The following is an 18,243-nucleotide window of genomic DNA, read 5'->3' on the forward strand; positions in this document are numbered from 1 at the left end:
ATCGTGTCCGGCTCGGCCGGCACCGCCCAGGCCAAGAAGGAGGCCCTGGAGAAGGCGGGCGTCCGCGTCGGCAAGACTCCCAGCGAGACCGCCCGCCTGATGCGGTCGGCGCTGGCCGCCCTCGGCACGCCGGCGGGCGGAGCCGCGCCGGCGGGCGCGGCCGGTGACGCGCGGGCGAGCGCGGGACCGGGGGCCGCCGTGCCCGGGGGCGCGCCGGTGGGCGCGGATCCCGAGACCGCCGTGCCCGGGGGCGCGCCGGTGGGCGCGGCCGGGGGCGCGCGGGCCGGGGAGGCGCCGTGAAGTTCGACGTCAACCTCTCCATCCTCTTCACCGAGCTGCCGCTGCTGGAGCGCCCCGCCGCCGCGGCCAAGGCGGGCTTCGACGCGGTCGAGCTGTGGTGGCCCTTCGACGGCCCCAGCCCGCCCGACCGCGACCTCGAGGACCTGCGGCGGGCGATCGAGGACGCCGGGGTGCGCCTGGTCGGCCTCAACTTCGACGCCGGGGACATGGCGGCGGGCGAGCGGGGCCTGCTCTCCCGGCCCGACGGCTCGGCCCGGTTCCAGGCCAACGTCGACGTCGCGGTGGGCCTGGCCGGATCGCTCGGCTGCCGGGTGCTCAACGCCCTGTACGGCAACCGGGTGCCCGGGCTCTCCCCGGAGGCCCAGCGCGACCTGGCGCTGGCCAACCTCTCACGGGCGGCGACGGCGGCGGCCGGCGTCGGCGCCACCGTCGTGGTCGAGGCGCTCAACTCCTACGAGAGCCCCGACTACCCGATCACGTCCTCCGCCGCCGCCTTCGAGGTGATCGACCGGGTGGACGCCGCCAACGTGGCCTTCCTCGCGGACCTCTACCACCTGCACCGCATGGGGGAGGACGTCCTCGCCCTCATCGACGCGGGCGCTTCCCGCTTCGGCCACGTGCAGATCGCCGACGACCCCGGCCGGGGCGCGCCGGGCACCGGCTCCATGCCGTACGACCAGATCTTCGACCGCCTGGCCGCCTCGGGATACCGCGGCCACGTCGGGCTCGAGTACCGCCCCTCGGGTCCCAGCGCGGACAGCTTCGGGTGGAGGAACGCATGAGCGAGACGAGCGTGGGGAGCAGGGAGCCGCGGATGAACATCGGATTCATCGGGTTGGGGATCATGGGCAGCCCGATGGCCGCCAACCTGGTCCGGGCCGGGCACACCGTCGTCGGTCACGACGTGAGTCCCGAGCGCGTGGACGCGCTCGCCGTGGCCGGGGGCAAGGCCGCGGGCAGCGTGGCGGAGGCCGTCGCCCAGGCGGAGGTCGTGATCACCATGCTGCCCGACTCGCCCCAGGTGGAGGAGGTCGTCTTCGGCGACGACGGCCTGCTCCAGCAGGCCAGGCCGGGGCTGATCCACATCGACATGAGCACGGTGCGGCCGGAGACCTCCCGCCGGGTCGCGCAGGCCGCCGCCGTCAAGGGCGTCAGAGCGCTGGACGCCCCGGTGAGCGGCGGCGAGCGCGGCGCGGTCGACGGCACCCTCTCGATCATGGTCGGCGGGCACCCCGACGACGTCGCCGCGGTGCGCCCGCTGCTGGGGGTCGTCGGCACGACGATCGTGCACGTCGGGCCCGCCGGGGCCGGCCAGACCGTCAAGGCCGCCAACCAGCTCGTCGTCGGGGGCATCTACGGCCTGGTCGCCGAGGCGATCGTGCTGCTGGAGGCCTCGGGGGTGGACCCGGCCGCCGGGCTCGACGTGCTGGCCGGCGGCCTGGCGGGCTCCCGGATCCTCGACCTCAAGCGGCACTCCATGATCAAGCGCGAGTTCGCGCCGGGGTTCCGCATCGACCTGCACCACAAGGACATGGGCATCGCGACCGCCGCGGCCCGGGAGGCGGGAGTCTCACTGCCGCTCACCGGGCTGGTCGCCCAGCTCATCGCCGCGGCCCGCGCCCAGGGGCACGGCTCGCTCGACCACTCCGCCCTGCTCAAGGTGATCGAAAGGCTCAACGGATGAAGCGGATCCCCTGCATGGAGGCCGTCGTCGCCGTCCTGGAGTCCGAAGGCGTCGACACCGTCTTCGGCATCCCGGGCGCGGCGATCCTCCCGCTCTACGCGGCGCTCCGGCACAGCGGCATACGCCACATCACGGTCCGCCACGAGGAGGGCGGCACGCACGCCGCCGACGGCTGGGCCCGGGTCACGGGCAACGTCGGCGTCTGCATCGGCACCTCGGGCCCGGCCGGCACCAACATGATCACCGGCCTCTACACCGCGCTCGCCGACTCCATCCCGATCATCTGCGTCACCGGGCAGGCGCCCCGCGCCAAGCTTCACCAGGAGGCGTTCCAGGCGGTCGACATCGTGGAGATCGCCAAGCCGGTCACCAAGTGGGCGGTCCAGCTCAAGGAGCCGGCCCAGGCCCCCTGGGTGTTCCGCGAGGCGTTCCGGATCGCCCGGTCCGGGCGGCCGGGCCCCGTCCTGATCGACCTCCCGCTCGACGTGCAGCGCGGCACCTGCCTGTACGACCCGGAGATCGACGCCCCGCTCCCCGTGGAGGTCACCCCGCCCGCGGCCCCGGCCGTCCGGGCGGCGGTCGACATGCTCATGGGGGCCCGCAGGCCGCTCATCCTGGCCGGTGGCGGGGTCGTCATCGCCGACGCCCACGCCGAACTGCGCGAGCTCGCCGAGCACCTGCAGGTCCCCGTCCAGGTGACGCTGATGGGCAAGGGCGCGTTCCCCGAGGACCACCCCCTCTTCGCCGGAATGGCGGGCATCCAGACGCAGACCCGCTGGGGTAACGCGGCACTGCTGGAGAGCGACCTGGTGCTGGCGGTCGGCGCCCGGTTCGGCGACCGGCACACCGGCGACCTGGAGACCTACCGGCGGGGCCGCAGGTTCATCCACGTCGACATCGAGCCCACCCAGATCGGCAAGGTCTTCGAACCCGACCTGGGGGTGGTCGGACACGCCCGGCCCGCCCTGGCGGCGATGGCCGGGGAGGCGGCCCGCCGCACCAAGGCCCGCCATCCCGGGCGGTGGCCCGCGCGGATCGCCGAGCTGCGCCGTACGCTGCTGCGGCGCGACGACTTCGACGACGTGCCGATCAAACCGCCCCGGGTCTTCCGGGAGATCAACGACTTCTACGGGCCCGATACGACGTTCGTCACCGCGATCGGCCTCTACCAGATCTGGTCGGGGCAGTTCCAGAAGACCTTCCTGCCGCGGCGCTACCTCGTCTGCGGGCAGGCCGGGCCGCTGGGCTGGGAGGTGCCCGCCGCGATGGGCGTCAAGTGCGCCCACCCCGAGCGCCAGGTGGTCGCCGTCGCGGGCGACTACTCCTTCCAGTTCCTCATGGAGGAGATCGCGGTCGCCGCGCAGTACCGCATCCCCTTCGTCATCGTCATGATCAACAACGAGTACCTCGGGCTGATCCGCCAGGCCGAGATCCCGTACGACATGAACTACGCGGTCGACCTCCACTACGGCGAGGGCGGGATCGACCACGTCAAACTCATGGAGGCGTTCGGCTGCCCGGCCCGGCGGGTCGAGGTGCCCGGCGACATCGCCGACGCGCTGGCCTGGGCCACGGCCGAGTCCGAGCGCGAGCGGCTGCCCGTGCTCGTCGAGGTGATGGTCGAGCGCGAGGCCAACGCGGCCATGGGGGCCTCCCTCGACGCGATCAAGGAATTCGAGCCGCTGCCCCGGCAGGAGCTCGCCCTGGCCATCGACTGGTCCGACTGAGGGGGACAACCGATGCCGCTCATCCTCAAGCCCGGGACCTCCTGGCCCGACGCCTACGGCCGGTGCGTGTCCGTCGCGCCGGAGGCCTTCCACGACGACCGGGTGCTCAACCGCTGGGGCGGGTTCTGGCAGCGCGACGGCCGCCCGGCCCCCGACGTCTCGCCGGTGGACGGCACCGCCATCGCCGGGCCGCCCCGGCTCGACCGGAGCGCCGCCTTCCGCGCGGTACGGGCGAGCCTCGACGAGCACCGCCTCTGGCGCCACGTGCCGCTCGCCGAGCGCAGGGCCCGCGTCACGGCGGCGCTGGAGGCGATGACCGCCCACCGCGACCTGCTGACCCTGCTGCTGGTCTGGGAGATCGGCAAGCCGTGGAAGCTGGCGGCGGCCGACGTCGACCGGTGCGTCGAGGGGGTGCACTGGTACGTCGCCGAGATCGGCCGGATGACCGAGGGCCGCACCCCCCTGAGCGGGCCGGTCAGCAACATCGCCAGCTGGAACTACCCGATGAGCGTGCTGATGCACGCCATGCTCGTGCAGGTCCTCGCGGGCAACGCGGTCATCGCCAAGGCCCCCACGGACGGCGGGCTGTCCTGCCTCACCCTGGCGACCGCGCTGGCCGCCCGGGAAGGGCTGCCCGTCACCCTGGTCAGCGGCTCCGGGGCGGAGCTCTCCCCGGCGCTGGTCCGCGGCAGGGAGCTGGGCTGCGTCTCCTTCGTCGGCGGGCGCGACGCCGGCGGCCAGGTGGCCACCTCACTCGCCGACCTCGGCCGCCGGCACGTCCTGGAGCAGGAGGGCCTCAACTGCTGGGGCGTGTGGGAGTACGGCGACTGGGAGCGGCTGTCCGGGCAGATCCGCAAGACCTTCGACTACGCCAAGCAGCGCTGCACGGCCTACCCGCGCTTCGTGGTGCAGCGATCGCTGTTCCACGAGTTCCTGGACGCCTACCTGCCGGCGATCCGCTCGGTGCGCTTCGGCCACCCGCTGGCCGTCGAGGCGCCCGACGAGGAGCCGCCGGACCTCGACTTCGGCCCCCTGATCACCAACGCCAAGGTCAAGGAGCTGGCCGACCAGGTGGACGACGCGGTGGCCAAGGGGGGCATCCCCCTGTACCGGGGCTCCCTCGGCGACGGCCGCTTCCTGCCCGGGCAGGACACCTCCGCCTACATGGCCCCGGTCGCCGTCCTCGCCCCGCCCCGTTCGTCCCCGCTCTTCCACGCCGAGCCGTTCGGACCCGTCGACACCATCGTGCCGGTCGACACCGAGGCCGAGCTGCTGGCCGCGATGAACGCCAGCAACGGCGCCCTGGTCGCCACCATCTCCTGTGACGAGGAGGAGACGGCCAGGCGGCTGGCGGCCGAGGTGCGGGCCTTCAAGGTGGGCGTCAACGCGCCCCGCTCGCGCGGCGACCGCGAGGAGCTGTTCGGCGGTCTGGGCGCCTCGTGGCGGGGCGCCTTCGTCGGTGGCGAACTGCTCGTGCGAGCCGTCACCCAGGGCCCGGAGGGGGAGCGCCTGCCGGGCAACTTCCCCGGGTACACGCTCCTGCCCGCCTCCGGCTGAGGCGGCCTCGCGGCCCTTGGCCGGGGGGCGACCGCACGGGGCCGCGAGGACCCGTTTCCGGAGTGACACACCCCACCCCGGCGGGGAGACCCGGCCCCGGCGGGGGCGGACCGGTCCGGCCGGGGGCGGCCGTCGCGCCGGGGCCGCTGCCGTGGGCGGTTCCGTGTGAGGTGGGGCGCCGTGGGCGGTCCCGTGCGGGGCCGCTGCCGTGGGCGGTTCCGCGCCGAGGCCGGGTGCCGTGGGCGGTCCCGTGCGGGGTGGGGCGCCGCGGTGGTCAGAAGGCGCCGAAGCGGTCGGCCGCGAGCAGGACCAGGAAGACCAGCAGGGCCACGCGCATGACGCGGCCCCCGGCACCCAGCGACGGCCACGACATGTAGGCCAGCCAGCTCACGAACACGAGCACCGGGAGCACCGCGAGGCCGCCCCAGAAGGACGGCACCGCGAAGGCGGCGAGCAGCAGCGCCACCAGCACCGCCGGGGTGATCCACCGGGGCAGCTGGAACAGGAAGACGAGCGGGGCCGCGCTGCGCCGCTCGGCCTTCTGCCGCAGCCCGGTCGCGCCCGGGGTGAAGAACTGCTCGCCAGGCGGGAGCGGGCGCCTGCCCTGCCGGGGGCGGCCGCCCTGCCGGGGGCGGTTCTGTGCCAGCGGGTGTGCGGGGCGCTCCCCGCGCTTGTCGGCCACGGTCCGAGCCTAACGCCGCCGCCCCCGCCGGGGCACGTTCCGCCCGCTGCCACGTGCCCCGGCGGGCGGCGCGGCGGGCGTCGGCCCTCGAACATGCTCACGTCGTGCACGGCCTCCCCGTCCGCGGACAGGGCCCGGCGGTGTACGCGCGCAGCGCGGTCGGCACGGCGCGGTCCCGGTTCCGGGCCGGTGGCCCTCGCGGCCTCCGGCCGGGCGCGGTTCCGCCGTCCCGGCCCGTGACCGGGTGGGCGGCGCGCTCTGGCATGCTGGGCGGATGCTTGCTCTCATCCGTTACTCGGTGCCCCAGGGCCGGGCCGAGGAGTTCGTGGCCCGGGCGCACGAGATCGTCGACGCGTTCGCCGGGCAGCCGGGGTTCGTCCGCGGCCGGGTGGCGAGGTCGGTGGACGAGCCGGAGCTGTGGGCGCTGGTCAGCGAGTGGGAGGGCGCCGGGTTCTACCGCAGGGCTCTGGGCGCGGTCCGGATGGCGATGTATCCGCTGATGACCCTGATGATCAACGAGCCGAGCGCGTTCGAGGACGTCGACCGTCCCTGAGTCGCTGCGGAAGCTTTGCCGGGTCGAAGCCCCCGTCATGGTTTATGCGCATGTCCCGCCCCCTCGGCTCCCCTAAGCTGGAGGCTCAGTCAATTCCTCGCCGACCTCCAGCCGGATGGAGATTCCCTCTTATGGCACGCCGTACGGACATCATGGACACCATCGTCAGCCTCGCCAAGCGGCGCGGGCTTGTGTACCCCTCCAGCGAGATCTACGGCGGCCTGCGCGCCTCGTGGGACTACGGTCCACTGGGTGTCGAGCTGAAGAACAACGTCAAGCGCCAGTGGTGGAAGGCCGTGGTGCAGGGCCGCGACGACGTGGTCGGCCTCGACTCCTGCGTCATCCTGGCCCGTGAGGTGTGGCAGGCCAGCGGCCACGTGGAGACCTTCACCGACCCGCTGACCGAGTGCCAGTCGTGCCACAAGCGCTTCCGCGCCGACCACCTCGAAGAGGCGTACACCGAAAAACACGGGAAGCACCCCGTCAACGGCCTGGCCGACGTCACCTGCCCCAACTGCGGCACCAAGGGCGCCTTCACCGAGCCGAAGCAGTTCAGCGGCCTGCTCAAGACCTACCTCGGCGCGGTCGAGGACGAGTCGGGCCTGGCCTACCTGCGCCCGGAGACCGCCCAGGGCATCTTCATCAACTACCTCAACGTCCAGCAGTCGGCGCGTAGGAAGATCCCGTTCGGCATCGGCCAGATCGGCAAGTCGTTCCGGAACGAGATCACCCCGGGCAACTTCATCTTCCGCACCCGCGAGTTCGAGCAGATGGAGATGGAGTTCTTCGTCAAGCCGGGCACCGACGAGGAGTGGCACCAGTACTGGATCGACGAGCGCTTCCGCTGGTACACCGACCTCGGCATCAACAAGGACAACCTGCGTATCTACGAGCACCCGCAGGAGAAGCTGTCCCACTACTCCAAGCGGACCGTCGACATCGAGTACCGCTTCAACTTCACCGGCACCGAGTGGGGCGAGCTGGAGGGCATCGCCAACCGCACCGACTTCGACCTGACCGCGCACAGCAAGGCCTCCGGCACCGACCTGAGCTTCTTCGAGCAGGACACCGGCGAGCGCTACGTCCCGTACGTGATCGAGCCGGCCGCCGGTGTCGACCGGGCCACGCTCACCTTCCTGCTCGACGCCTACACCGAGGACGAGGCGCCCAACGCCAAGGGCGTCATGGAGAAGCGCACGGTCATGCGCCTCGACCACCGCCTGGCACCGGTCAAGGTCGCGGTGCTGCCGCTCTCGCGCAACGCCGACCTCTCGCCGAAGGCCAAGGACCTGGCCGCCCGGCTCCGCCGCCGGTGGAACGTCGAGTTCGACGACGCGGGCGCGATCGGCCGCCGTTACCGCCGCCAGGACGAGATCGGCACGCCGTTCTGTGTCACCGTCGACTTCGACACCCTTGAGGACCAGGCGGTGACCGTCCGCGAGCGTGACTCGATGGCCCAGGAGCGCGTGGCCCTCGACCAGGTCGAGTCCTACCTGCGTCAGCATCTCAACGACTGACGACCGGCGCGCCGGCGGCCCGCGACGGGCTGACGGCGCGCCCGGCCCGGTCCGGCTCATGACGGCCGGCGGCCCCCGCCCCGGGGTCGCCGCCCGTCGTTTTTCCGGGTGGTCCGTGTCTCCGGGGCCCGTCGTTTTTCCGGGTGGTCCGTGTTCTCCGGGTGCCCCGTCCCCTTCCCGGGCGCCCCGTCCCGCCGCCGCCCGCTGCCGCCGGCCGCCGCTGAGCTGGGGCGAAAAAAGAGATAAAAAGCAGGCTTACGCCGTTTTTCGGGGGTTCTTGATGACATCAGGGTGATCGTGCCGTTCAACGAAGGGGAGAACATGGCGCGCACATCACGCTGGAAGGTCGTCGCCGGGGCCGGTGCGCTGGGCGGGGCCGCCTTCCTGATGACGGGGAGCGTCGCCTACGCCGAGCCGAGGCCCGTGGACGACGGGATCGAGCTGCGGCTGCTCGTCGACGACTGCCCCGCCTCCGTTCCGAACCCCGCGACCGCACCGTGACCGAGCCCACGCGGGAGGCCGCCCCGCCCGGCGCGGACGGCGAGGCCGCGCGGATGCCGGAGAGCGCGGTGCTGGGACGCGCGCTGTTCGAGGTCAAGCGGGTGATCGTCGGCCAGGACCACATGGTGGAGCGCCTGCTCGTCGCGGTCCTCGCCCGGGGGCACTGCCTTCTCGAAGGGGTGCCGGGCATCGCCAAGACGCTGGCCGCCGAGACGCTCGCGGGCGTCGTGGGCGGCTCGTTCGCCCGGATCCAGTTCACCCCGGACCTGGTACCCGCCGACGTCGTCGGCACCCGTATCTACCGGCCCTCCACCGAGAGCTTCGACATCGAGCTGGGCCCGGTGATGGCCAACTTCGTGCTCGCCGACGAGATCAACCGGGCACCCGCCAAGGTCCAGTCGGCGCTGCTGGAGGTGATGGCCGAGCGCCAGGTGAGCATCGGCGGGCGCACCCATCCGGTGCCGGCTCCGTTCCTGGTCCTGGCCACCCAGAACCCGATCGAGTCGGAGGGCGTCTACCACCTGCCCGAGGCCCAGCGCGACCGCTTCCTGATGAAGATCGACGTAGGGTATCCGAGCGAGTCGGAGGAACTCGCGATCCTCTACCGGATGAGCGTCGACCGGCCGGTGCCCCGGGGGGTGCTCGACGCGCGGCGGCTGCTCGCGCTGCAGGCCGCCGCGGACGGGGTCTTCGTCCACCACGCCGTCGCCGAGTACGCGGTCCGGCTGGTGTACGCCACCCGGGACCCGGCCCGCTACGGTCTCGCCGACGTCGCACCGCTGCTCTCCCTGGGCGCGAGCCCCCGGGCGACGCTCGGTCTGGTCGCCGCCGCCCGCGCGCTGGCGCTGCTGCGCGGACGCGACTACGTGCTGCCCGAGGACGTCGCGGACCTGGCCCCCGACGTGATCGCGCACCGGCTGGTGCTGTCCTTCGACGCGCTGGCCGACGACGTCTCGCCCCGGCAGCTCGTGGCGCGGGTCGTCGCGGCGGTCCCGGCGCCCAGGGTCGCGCCCGGACAGCGGGAGGCGGCCTGATGCGGCACCTGCTCGCCGAGCGGTCGCTGCGGCGGCTGGAACTGACGGTCCTGCGGCGCCTGGACGGGCTGCTCCAGGGCGACCACCCGGGGCTGACGCCCGGACCCGGCAGTGAGCTCGCCGAGGCCAGGCCGTACACGCCGGGTGACGACGTGCGCCGGATGGACTGGAACGTCACCGCGCGCGCGGTGGAGCCGCACGTGCGTGACATGGTCGCCGACCGGGAGCTGGAGACCTGGGTGCTGCTCGACGCCAGCGCCAGCATGGACTTCGGCACCGGGCTGATGGAGAAGCGGGAGCTCGCGCTCGCCGCCGTCGCCGCGGTCGGCCTGCTCACCGAGCGGACGGGCAACCGCGTCGGGGCGCACCTCCTGCACGGCGGCGACGTCCGGAGGCTGCCCGCCAGGAGCGGGCGCCCGCACCTGATGGCGTTGCTCGGCGCCGTGTTCTCGCTGCCGCGCACCGAGCCGGGCGAGCCGGGCCGGCGGATCGGCCCGGCCGCCGACGACCTCCGCCGGGTCGTGCGCCGCCGCGGGCTCGTGGTGGTCGTCTCCGACTTCCTCGACCCGCCGGAGACCTGGGAGCGGCCGCTGCGCCACCTCGCGCTGCGCCACCAGCTTCTCGCGGTGGAGATCGTCGACCCCAGGGAGCTGACCCTGCCCGACGTGGGCGTGCTCACCCTGGTCGATCCGGAGACCGGCCGCCGCCGCGAGGTCTCCACGGCCGGTGCCCGCCTCCGGGAGCGCTACGCCGAGGCCGCGGCGGCCCAGCGGGCGGCCATCGCGGCGGCGCTGCGCCGCGCGGGGGCGGCGCACCTGCGTCTGGACACCGACCGTGACTGGGTCCGTGACCTGGTCCGCCACGTCATGCTCCAGCGCCGCCTGGCACGGGCCGGGAGCCCGGCCCGGGGCCGCCGTGCCCGCGGTGCCGTACCGGCGGCCCGGACACCCGCGGGGGCGGTGCCCGCCGGGCCGGGGCCCGCGGAGGCGGTGCCCGCCCGGTCGGGGTCCGCGGTTCCGGGGCCTGCGGGGCCGGGGCCCGCGGTTCCGGGGTTCGCGGGGCCGGAGCGTCCGTCCCGCCGCGCGGCGGGACGGACGCGAGGTCCGAGGGGGGTGACGCGGCATGACGTTCCTGTCACCGGTCTGGTTGTGGCTGCTGGTGCCGGCCCTGGCGCTCGCCGTCCTGTACGTGGTCATGCACCGGCGCCGCAGCCGGTACGCCGTGCGGTTCACCAACCTGGACCTGCTGGACAAGGTCGCCCCCAAGGGGCCCGGGTGGCGCAGGCACGTGCCCGCCGCGGCGTTCATGGGGATGCTGGTGCTCCTTGTCGTCGGGTTCGCCCGGCCGACGGCCGAGGTGCGGGTCCCGAGGGAGCGAGCGACGATCATGGTCGCGTTCGACGTCTCGGCGTCGATGGAGGCCACCGACGTGGCGCCCAACCGGTTCGCGGCGGCGCAGGCGGCCGCGCGGCGGTTCGTGGAGAGGCTGCCGCCCCGGTTCAACCTCGGCCTGGTCGCGTTCTCGTCCTCGGCCTCGGTGAGCGTGCCGCCCACCGTCGACAGGGCGGCGGTGCTGTCCGCGCTCGGCCGGCTCACCACGGACTCCGGCACGGCCGTCGGCGAGGCGGTCTTCTCGTCCCTGGACGCGATCAGCGCCCTGGACGACGGGCAGGACCGGCCGCCGGCCCACATCGTGCTGCTGTCCGACGGGTCGAGCACCGTCGGCCGCACGGTGCCGGAGGCCGGGCAGGAGGCGGCCGCCCGGCGGGTGCCGGTCTCGACCATCGCGTACGGCACGCCTGACGGCACCATCCGGATGGGCAACCGGCAGGTCCCGGTACCGGTGGACGGCCCGGCCCTGCGCGAGCTGGCCGAGGCCACCGGCGGCGGCTTCTACGAGGCGGCCTCCGGTGACGAACTGCAGGCGGTCTACGACGACATCGGCAGTTCGGTCGGGTATCGCACCGAACGGCAGGAGGTCTGGCCGTGGTTCGTCGGGCTGGGCATGCTCGGCGCCGTCGTGGCCGCCGGAACCTCCCTGCTGTGGTTCTCGAGGATCCCGTGAGGAGCCGGTCATGGTGACATCGCACGATCATCGGCCCGCGGGCCTCGGGCGGCCGACGGGGCCGGACTTCGCCCCGGGCCCTCCGCCGCCCGCGCCGCCGGAGGCGGCCGTCCTCGCGGCGGGCGGGGCGGTGCCCGCCAGGAGGGCGGGGGCGGCGCGCGTCCTGGTGGCCGCGGCGCCCGTCGCCGAGCGGATCATCCGCGACTAGCCCGGCGGGCCGGGGCGCGGGGGAACGCCATGGCGGCTACGTATCCGGCCGGACACACCCTAGGTTCGTATCATGCGACTGCTCGTTGTCGAGGATGAGGAAGACCTGGTCGACGCTCTGCGCGTGGGGCTCGTCCGGGCCGGTTACGCGGTGGACGTCGCCTGCGACGTGGCGCAGGCGGGTGAGAAGCTCCAGGTCAACTCCTACGACCTGGTCCTGCTCGACCTCAACCTGCCGGGCGGCGACGGCTTCGAGCTGTGCCGCGCGCTGCGGGGCACCGACCGGGGCCAGGCCGTGCGGATCATCATGGTGACCGCCCGGGACCGGCTGGACGACCGGGTCCGCGGGCTGGACGAGGGGGCCGACGACTACCTGGTCAAGCCGTTCGCCTTCCCCGAGCTGCTCGCCCGGGTGCGCGCGTTGCTGCGCAGGGAGCCGGGCAACGGCACCGCGATCCTGCAGGTGGGTGACCTGAGGCTGGACACCTCCCGGGTGGAGGCTCACTCCGGGGGCCGGGCGCTGGGCCTCACCCCGAAGGAGTTCGGCGTGCTGCACTACCTGATGACCCGTCCGGGACACGTGGTCTCCGCCGAGGAACTGCTGGAGCATGTCTGGGACGAGCACGCCGACCCCTTCACCAACACGGTGCGGGTGACGGTGGGCAACCTGCGGCGCAAGATCGGCCTCGACGGTGTGATCGAGACTGTGATCGGCAAGGGCTACCGGCTCCGGGAGGGCGCGTGAGGCTCTCCTTCGTCCACACCATCCGCTTCCGGCTGACCGTCCTGTACTCGGGCCTGCTGTTCCTGCTGACCGCCGTGGTGCTCGGCGTGGTCTACTTCGCGGTGGCCAAGAGCGTGGAGGAGCGGCCCTACACCGTCCAGCAGGCCAAGCTCTACAACACCGACACCGAGCGCTACGTCGGCAGGGCGTCGGTGGTGGAGCTCGGCGAGGTGGAGAACGCGGTCAACCTGCTCACCCTGCAGACCCTGCGCGACTACTCGCTCCTGACCCTGGCCGGGCTCTTCCTGGCCAGCCTCGGCATCGGCTGGATCCTCTCCGGCCGCGTGCTGCGTCCCGTCCGCTCGATCACCCGGGCCGCGGCCGAGATCCAGGCCACCGACCTGTCCCGGCGGATCCTGCTGACCGGGCCCAAGGACGAGCTGCGCGACCTGGCCGACACCGTCGACATGATGCTGGGCCGCCTGGAGAGCGCCTTCCGCGCCCAGCGGCAGCTCATCGACGACGCCTCCCACGAGCTGCGCAGCCCGCTGGCCATCATCCGGGCCAACGTGGACGCCGTCCTCGCCTCGCCCGACAGCACCGAGGCGGAGCGGATGCGCGCGGTGGCCATCGTGGACCGTGCCACGACCCGGATGACCCGTCTGGTGGAGGACCTGCTGGCGACCGCCCGCCGCTCCGCGCCCGCGCTGGCCGACGCCGAGGTGGACGTGGGGGCGCTGGCCGCCGAGGCCGCGGAGGAGTTCGCCGCGCTCGCCGCCGCCCGCGGGCTGACGATCCGCAGGGCGCTGCCCGCCGGGCTGCGCGGGGTGGGGGACCACGACGCCCTGCGCAGGGCCGTGGGCAACCTGCTCTCCAACGCGGTACGGCTCGCGCCCGGCGGCAGCGAGGTCACCGTGGCGGCCGGCCGCACCGGTGGCTGGATCTGGGTGGCGGTGCGCGACGCCGGGCCGGGAGTGCCGGAGGACGACCACGCGCGGGTGTTCGACCGCTTCTGGCGCGGCGACGCCAGCCGCCGCGACCGGCACACCGGGCTGGGTCTGGCGATCGTCCGCCAGATCGTGGAGTCGCACGGCGGCCACGTGCGGCTGTTCTCCCGGCTGGGCGAGGGCAGTGTGTTCGTGCTGTGGCTGCCGTCCCCGGACGGTCGGGCCGAGGGCGAGGCGCCCGGCCTGAACCCGCTCGCCGTCGCGGCCCGGACCGAGGGCTGAACCTCGCGTGAACGTGTTTGAATGCTGAGACAATTGGTTTACACCAATTGGTATAAACCAATTCCAACGCAGATCAAGATGGAGGTGGATTTGGTGGTTTTTTGAAGTGGATTAGACCGGTTAGGCGGGTCTGACCTGCTGGGATGTGGTGTCCGTAAGTGTGTGCCGTTTCGGTATCTTTTTTATCGGTAGAGTCCGAGAGAGGCGGAACCAGACGTCATTTGAAGTCGCAGAAGGAGCAACCGTGCCCAAGTACGTTTACGACTTCACCGAGGGCAACAAAGATCTCAAGGATCTGCTCGGCGGTAAGGGGGCCAACCTCGCCGAGATGACCAATCTCGGACTGCCGGTGCCCCCCGGCTTCACCATCACCACCGACGCGTGCCGCCGCTTCCTCCAGGACGCGGCCTTCCCCGACGGCCTGGAAGAGGAGATCTCCGAGCACCTGGCCGCGCTGGAGGCCCGGATGGGCCGCCGCCTGGGCCAGGCCGACGACCCGCTCCTGGTGAGCGTGCGCTCCGGGGCCGCCTTCTCGATGCCGGGCATGATGGACACCGTCCTCAACATCGGTCTCAACGACGACTCCGTGCACGGCCTGGCCAAGCAGGCGAGCGGCAACGAGCGCTTCGCCTGGGACTCCTACCGCCGCCTCATCCAGATGTTCGGCAAGACCGTCCAGGGCATCGACGGGGAGCTGTTCGACGAGGCCCTGGAGGAGCTCAAGGACGGCCGGAACGACCTGGAGCTCGAAGCCGCCGACTTCCAGCGTCTGGTCGCCACGTACAAGGACATCGTCCGCGCCCAGACGGGCGAGGACTTCCCCGCCGACCCCCACCGGCAGATGCGCATGGCGATCAGGGCCGTCTTCGAGTCCTGGAACGCCCCGCGCGCCGTCCTCTACCGCCGTCAGGAGCGCATCCCGGCCGACCTGGGCACGGCGGTCAACATCTGCTCCATGGTCTTCGGCAACTGCGGCATGGACTCCGGGACCGGGGTGGCCTTCACCCGTGACCCGGGCACCGGGCACCAGGGCGTGTACGGCGACTACCTGCAGAACGCGCAGGGTGAGGACGTGGTCGCGGGCATCCGCAACACCATGTCGCTGCAGGAGCTGGAGGGCATCGACAAACCCGTCTACGACGAGCTCCTGCGCGTCATGGAGACGCTGGAGAACCACTACCGCGATCTGTGCGACATCGAGTTCACCGTCGAGCGCGGCAAGCTCTGGATGCTCCAGACCCGCGTGGGCAAGCGCACCGCGGGCGCCGCGTTCCGCATCGCCGTCCAGCTCGTCGACCAGGGGGTGATCAGCCTCGACGAGGCCGTGACCCGCGTCTCCGGCGACCAGCTCGCCCAGCTCATGTTCCCCCGCTTCGCCAAGGACGCGGGCGGCAAGGCGATCACCAAGGGCATGAACGCCTCGCCCGGCGCGGCCGTCGGCAAGGCCGTCTTCTCCACCGAGCGGGCCGTCGAGCTCGCCGCCCGGGGGGAGGCCGTCATCCTGGTCCGCCGCGAGACCAACCCCGACGACCTGGCCGGGATGATCGCCGCCCAGGGCATCCTGACCAGCCGCGGCGGCAAGACCTCGCATGCCGCCGTGGTCGCCCGGGGCATGGGCAAGACCTGCGTGTGCGGCGCCGAGGAGCTGGAGGTCTCCGCCAGGGAGCGCAGGTTCACCGCGCCCGGCGGGGTCGTGGTCGCCGAGGGCGACGTCATCTCCATCGACGGCTCCACCGGCCTGGTCTACCTCGGCGAGGTGCCCGTGGTGCCCTCCCCGGTCGTGGAGTACTTCGAGGGGACGGGCGACCTCGACGACGAGCTCGTCCGCGCCGTGGACCGCATCATGTCCCACGCCGACGCCTCGCGGCGGCTGCGGGTGCGCGCCAACGCCGACAACGCCGAGGACGCCGCGCGGGCCCGCCGGTTCGGCGCCGAGGGCATCGGGCTCTGCCGCACCGAGCACATGTTCCTCGGAGACCGCCGGCAGCTCGTCGAGGACCTGGTCCTGGCGACCTCCGACGAGGAGCGCGAGCGCGCGCTCGCCGCGCTGGAGCCGCTCCAGCGGGCGGACTTCACCGAGATCTTCCAGGCGATGGCGGGCCTGCCCGTCACGATCCGCCTGATCGACCCGCCGCTCCACGAGTTCCTGCCCGACTACACCGAGCTGTCGGTGAAGGTCGCCCTCGCCGGGGACGTGGCCGAGGAGAAGGACCGCAAGCTGCTGGCCGCCGTCAAGCGGCTCCACGAGCAGAACCCCATGCTGGGCCTGCGCGGTGTACGGCTCGGCCTGGTCATCCCCGGCCTGTTCGCCATGCAGGTGCGGGCGATCGCCGAGGCCGCCAGGGACGTGCCCGGCACCCGCGCGGAGATCATGATCCCGCTCGTCGGCGCGGTCCAGGAGCTGGAGCACGTCAGGGACGAGGCACGGCGGATCCTCGCCGAGGTCGAGGTCGAGGCGCTGGTCGGGACGATGATCGAGGTGCCGCGCGCGGCGCTGACCGCCGGGCAGATCGCCGAGGCCGCCGAGTTCTTCTCCTTCGGCACCAACGACCTCACCCAGATGACGTGGGGCTTCTCCCGCGACGACGTCGAGGCGGCGTTCTTCTCCAGGTACCTGGAACTGGGCGTCTTCGGCGTCTCCCCGTTCGAGACTCTGGACCGCGACGGCGTCGGCAGGCTCGTCGCCATCGCGGCGGAGGAGGGCCGCAAGACCCGCCCCGACCTCAAGCTCGGCATCTGCGGCGAGCACGGGGGCGACCCCGACTCGGTCCACTTCTGCCACCAGGTCGGCCTCGACTACGTCTCCTGCTCGCCGTTCCGCATCCCGGTCGCCCGCCTGGAGGCCGCCCGCGCGGCCCTGACCTGCGCGGGCTCCGACACCCGCTGACCCTTCGGGTCCCGTGCGCCGGCCGTCCCGTCCGGGTCCGGGACGGCCGGGCCCTTCGCGGTTCTCCCCCGAAGGGCCCGGTCCCGGTAAGCAGGTGTTTCCCTCCCGTTCGGCATGGTCAGCCCCTTTCGCGGATAAAATCAGGGCACTTATGCATGGCTATGACGAGCACGATCAAGCCAGATGGGTGCCGGAACCGCCCGGCAACCCGCGGAGGAGCCCGTTCGAGCGCGACCGGGCGCGGGTGCTGCACAGCGCGGGGTTGCGGCGGCTCGCCGCCAAGACCCAGGTCGTCGGCCCGGGGGAGACCTTCGACAGCGGCCACCACGTTCCCCGCACCCGGTTGACCCACTCCCTGGAGTGCGCGCAGATCGGCCGGGAGATGGGCGGGGCGCTGGGCCGCGACCCCGACCTCGTGGAGACCGCCTGCCTGGCCCACGATCTCGGGCACCCGCCGTTCGGGCACAACGGGGAGACCGCGCTCAACGAGCTGGCCGCCGGGTGCGGCGGCTTCGAGGGCAACGCGCAGAGCCTGCGCCTGCTGACCCGGCTGGAGGCCAAGGTCCTCACCGAGGACGGCCGGAGCGCCGGGCTCAACCTCACCCGCGCGTCGCTGGACGCCGCCGTCAAATACCCCTGGACCCGGGAGCGGGGCGCCAAGTACTGCGTCTACGCCGACGACCTGCCGGTCTTTGAGTGGATCAGAGCGGGCGCGCCCGACGGGCGGGTCAGCTTCGAGGCCCAGATCATGGACTGGGCCGACGACGTCGCCTACTCGGTGCACGATCTGGAGGACGCCCTCCACTCGGGCAAGGTCGTACCCGAGGCGCTGCGCGACCCGGTCGAGCGCCGCGACGTCTGCGCCACCACCCGCGACTGGTACGCGCCCGACGCCGACCCCGGCGAACTGGAGGAGCTGTTCGGGCGCTTGGCGGCGCAGCCGCTCTGGCCCCGCCACTTCGACGGCTCCCTCACCGGCCTCGCCGCGATCAAGGGACTCACCAGCACGCTCATCGGCCGCTTCTGCCGGTCGGCGGAGGTCGCCACCCGGGAGGCGTACGGCCCCGCCACCGGCCGCTACAGCGCCGACCTGGTCGTGCCCCGGGCCACCCGGCTGGAGTGCGCGCTGCTGAAAGGCGTCACCGCCCACTACGTGATGACCAGGGAAGACCACCACGCCAACCAGGCCAGGCAGCGGGAACTGATATACGACCTGGCTCACCTGATCATGCTGGGCGCGCCCGCCACCCTGGAGCCCGCGCTGCGTCCCTCCTTCGTACGGGCCGCCGGCGACGCCGGGCGGCTCCGCGTGGTCATCGACCAGATCGCCTCGCTCACCGACACCTCGGCCGTCGCCTGGCACCGGGACCTCTCGGGTCGCTGACCCGGCGGGAACCCCGGAGACCGTTGACACGGCGGGAGGACCCTCCGGGGCACCGACCCGGTGCGGGCCTCCGGGCCGCCGGCGCGGGGGCCTCCCCGGCCGCTGTCCCGGCGGGCCTTTCACCCCGGCGACGTGGTCGGCCCGGCGACCGGCCGTCGAGCCGTCCACCGGCGGCATCCCGGTGGACGTCCGG

15 protein-coding genes and 2 pseudogenes are annotated in these 18,243 nt (G+C 73.1%); 16 read left to right on the plus strand and 1 reads right to left on the minus strand.

Going from position 1 to position 18,243, the window contains the following annotated elements:
• The 5 genes and pseudogenes from ABD841_RS14820 to ABD841_RS14840 form a co-directional block, all read left to right on the plus strand.
• Positions 1–300 (plus strand): annotated as a pseudogene (locus ABD841_RS14820) (hypothetical protein); the annotation flags it as partial.
• Positions 297–1,082 (plus strand): hydroxypyruvate isomerase family protein, encoded by a 786-nt coding sequence (locus ABD841_RS14825; protein ID WP_344971690.1) that lies wholly within the window; start codon positions 297–299, stop codon positions 1,080–1,082. The pseudogene ABD841_RS14820 and the gene ABD841_RS14825, both read left to right, overlap by 4 nt.
• Complete coding sequence (locus ABD841_RS14830; protein ID WP_344971693.1) at positions 1,079–1,984, plus strand: 2-hydroxy-3-oxopropionate reductase; 906 nt, start codon at positions 1,079–1,081, stop codon at positions 1,982–1,984. Before ABD841_RS14825 ends, ABD841_RS14830 begins: the two co-directional genes overlap by 4 nt.
• A complete protein-coding gene (gene gcl, locus ABD841_RS14835; protein WP_344971694.1) occupies positions 1,981–3,711 on the plus strand; it encodes a glyoxylate carboligase in 1,731 nt (576 codons plus the stop codon). Before ABD841_RS14830 ends, gcl begins: the two co-directional genes overlap by 4 nt.
• A 12-nt stretch (positions 3,712–3,723) precedes the next feature.
• Positions 3,724–5,268, plus strand: a complete 1,545-nt coding sequence (locus ABD841_RS14840) for an aldehyde dehydrogenase family protein (RefSeq protein ID WP_344971696.1) — start codon at positions 3,724–3,726, stop codon at positions 5,266–5,268.
• Positions 5,269–5,542: 274 nt separating this feature from the next.
• Here the strand turns inward: ABD841_RS14840 and ABD841_RS14845 are convergent, their stop codons facing one another.
• Positions 5,543–5,950 (minus strand): DUF6703 family protein, encoded by a 408-nt coding sequence (locus ABD841_RS14845; RefSeq protein ID WP_344971698.1) that lies wholly within the window; start codon positions 5,948–5,950, stop codon positions 5,543–5,545.
• A 274-nt stretch (positions 5,951–6,224) separates the two neighbouring features.
• On the opposite strand from ABD841_RS14845, the gene ABD841_RS14850 reads away from it, so the two are divergent.
• From ABD841_RS14850 to ABD841_RS14900, 11 genes and pseudogenes are all read left to right on the plus strand, one after another.
• Positions 6,225–6,503: an antibiotic biosynthesis monooxygenase family protein gene (locus tag ABD841_RS14850; RefSeq protein ID WP_344971700.1), complete on the plus strand. Its 279-nt coding sequence runs from the start codon at positions 6,225–6,227 to the stop codon at positions 6,501–6,503.
• A 131-nt stretch (positions 6,504–6,634) separates the two neighbouring features.
• Positions 6,635–8,020, plus strand: coding sequence for a glycine--tRNA ligase (locus ABD841_RS14855; protein WP_344971702.1), 1,386 nt, complete (start codon positions 6,635–6,637; stop codon positions 8,018–8,020).
• Positions 8,021–8,341: 321 nt separating this feature from the next.
• Positions 8,342–8,521: a hypothetical protein gene (locus ABD841_RS14860; protein WP_344971704.1), complete on the plus strand. Its 180-nt coding sequence runs from the start codon at positions 8,342–8,344 to the stop codon at positions 8,519–8,521.
• A 53-nt stretch (positions 8,522–8,574) separates the two neighbouring features.
• Positions 8,575–9,555 (plus strand): AAA family ATPase, encoded by a 981-nt coding sequence (locus tag ABD841_RS14865; protein WP_344971895.1) that lies wholly within the window; start codon positions 8,575–8,577, stop codon positions 9,553–9,555.
• A pseudogene (locus ABD841_RS14870) lies at positions 9,555–10,442 on the plus strand (DUF58 domain-containing protein); the annotation flags it as partial. The gene ABD841_RS14865 and the pseudogene ABD841_RS14870, both read left to right, overlap by 1 nt.
• A 235-nt stretch (positions 10,443–10,677) precedes the next feature.
• Positions 10,678–11,619 (plus strand): VWA domain-containing protein, encoded by a 942-nt coding sequence (locus ABD841_RS14875; protein ID WP_344971705.1) that lies wholly within the window; start codon positions 10,678–10,680, stop codon positions 11,617–11,619.
• Positions 11,620–11,629: 10 nt separating this feature from the next.
• Entirely contained in the window at positions 11,630–11,827 is a 198-nt protein-coding gene (locus ABD841_RS14880) for a hypothetical protein (protein WP_344971707.1), read from the plus strand.
• 72 nt (positions 11,828–11,899) lie between these two features.
• A complete protein-coding gene (locus tag ABD841_RS14885; RefSeq protein ID WP_344971708.1) occupies positions 11,900–12,571 on the plus strand; it encodes a response regulator transcription factor in 672 nt (223 codons plus the stop codon).
• Positions 12,568–13,779 carry a sensor histidine kinase gene (locus ABD841_RS14890; RefSeq protein WP_344971710.1) on the plus strand — a complete coding sequence of 404 codons (1,212 nt, stop codon included), beginning with the start codon at positions 12,568–12,570 and terminating at the stop codon, positions 13,777–13,779. Before ABD841_RS14885 ends, ABD841_RS14890 begins: the two co-directional genes overlap by 4 nt.
• Positions 13,780–14,023: 244 nt before the next feature.
• A complete protein-coding gene (gene ppdK / locus ABD841_RS14895; RefSeq protein ID WP_344971712.1) occupies positions 14,024–16,666 on the plus strand; it encodes a pyruvate, phosphate dikinase in 2,643 nt (880 codons plus the stop codon).
• A gap of 151 nt (positions 16,667–16,817) precedes the next feature.
• Positions 16,818–18,050 carry a deoxyguanosinetriphosphate triphosphohydrolase gene (locus ABD841_RS14900; RefSeq protein ID WP_344971714.1) on the plus strand — a complete coding sequence of 411 codons (1,233 nt, stop codon included), beginning with the start codon at positions 16,818–16,820 and terminating at the stop codon, positions 18,048–18,050.
• The last annotated feature ends 193 nt before the right edge of the window (positions 18,051–18,243 follow it).

Origin of the sequence: Streptosporangium fragile, assembly GCF_039534445.1 — a bacterium.
In the GTDB taxonomy this organism is placed as follows: domain Bacteria; phylum Actinomycetota; class Actinomycetes; order Streptosporangiales; family Streptosporangiaceae; genus Streptosporangium; species Streptosporangium fragile.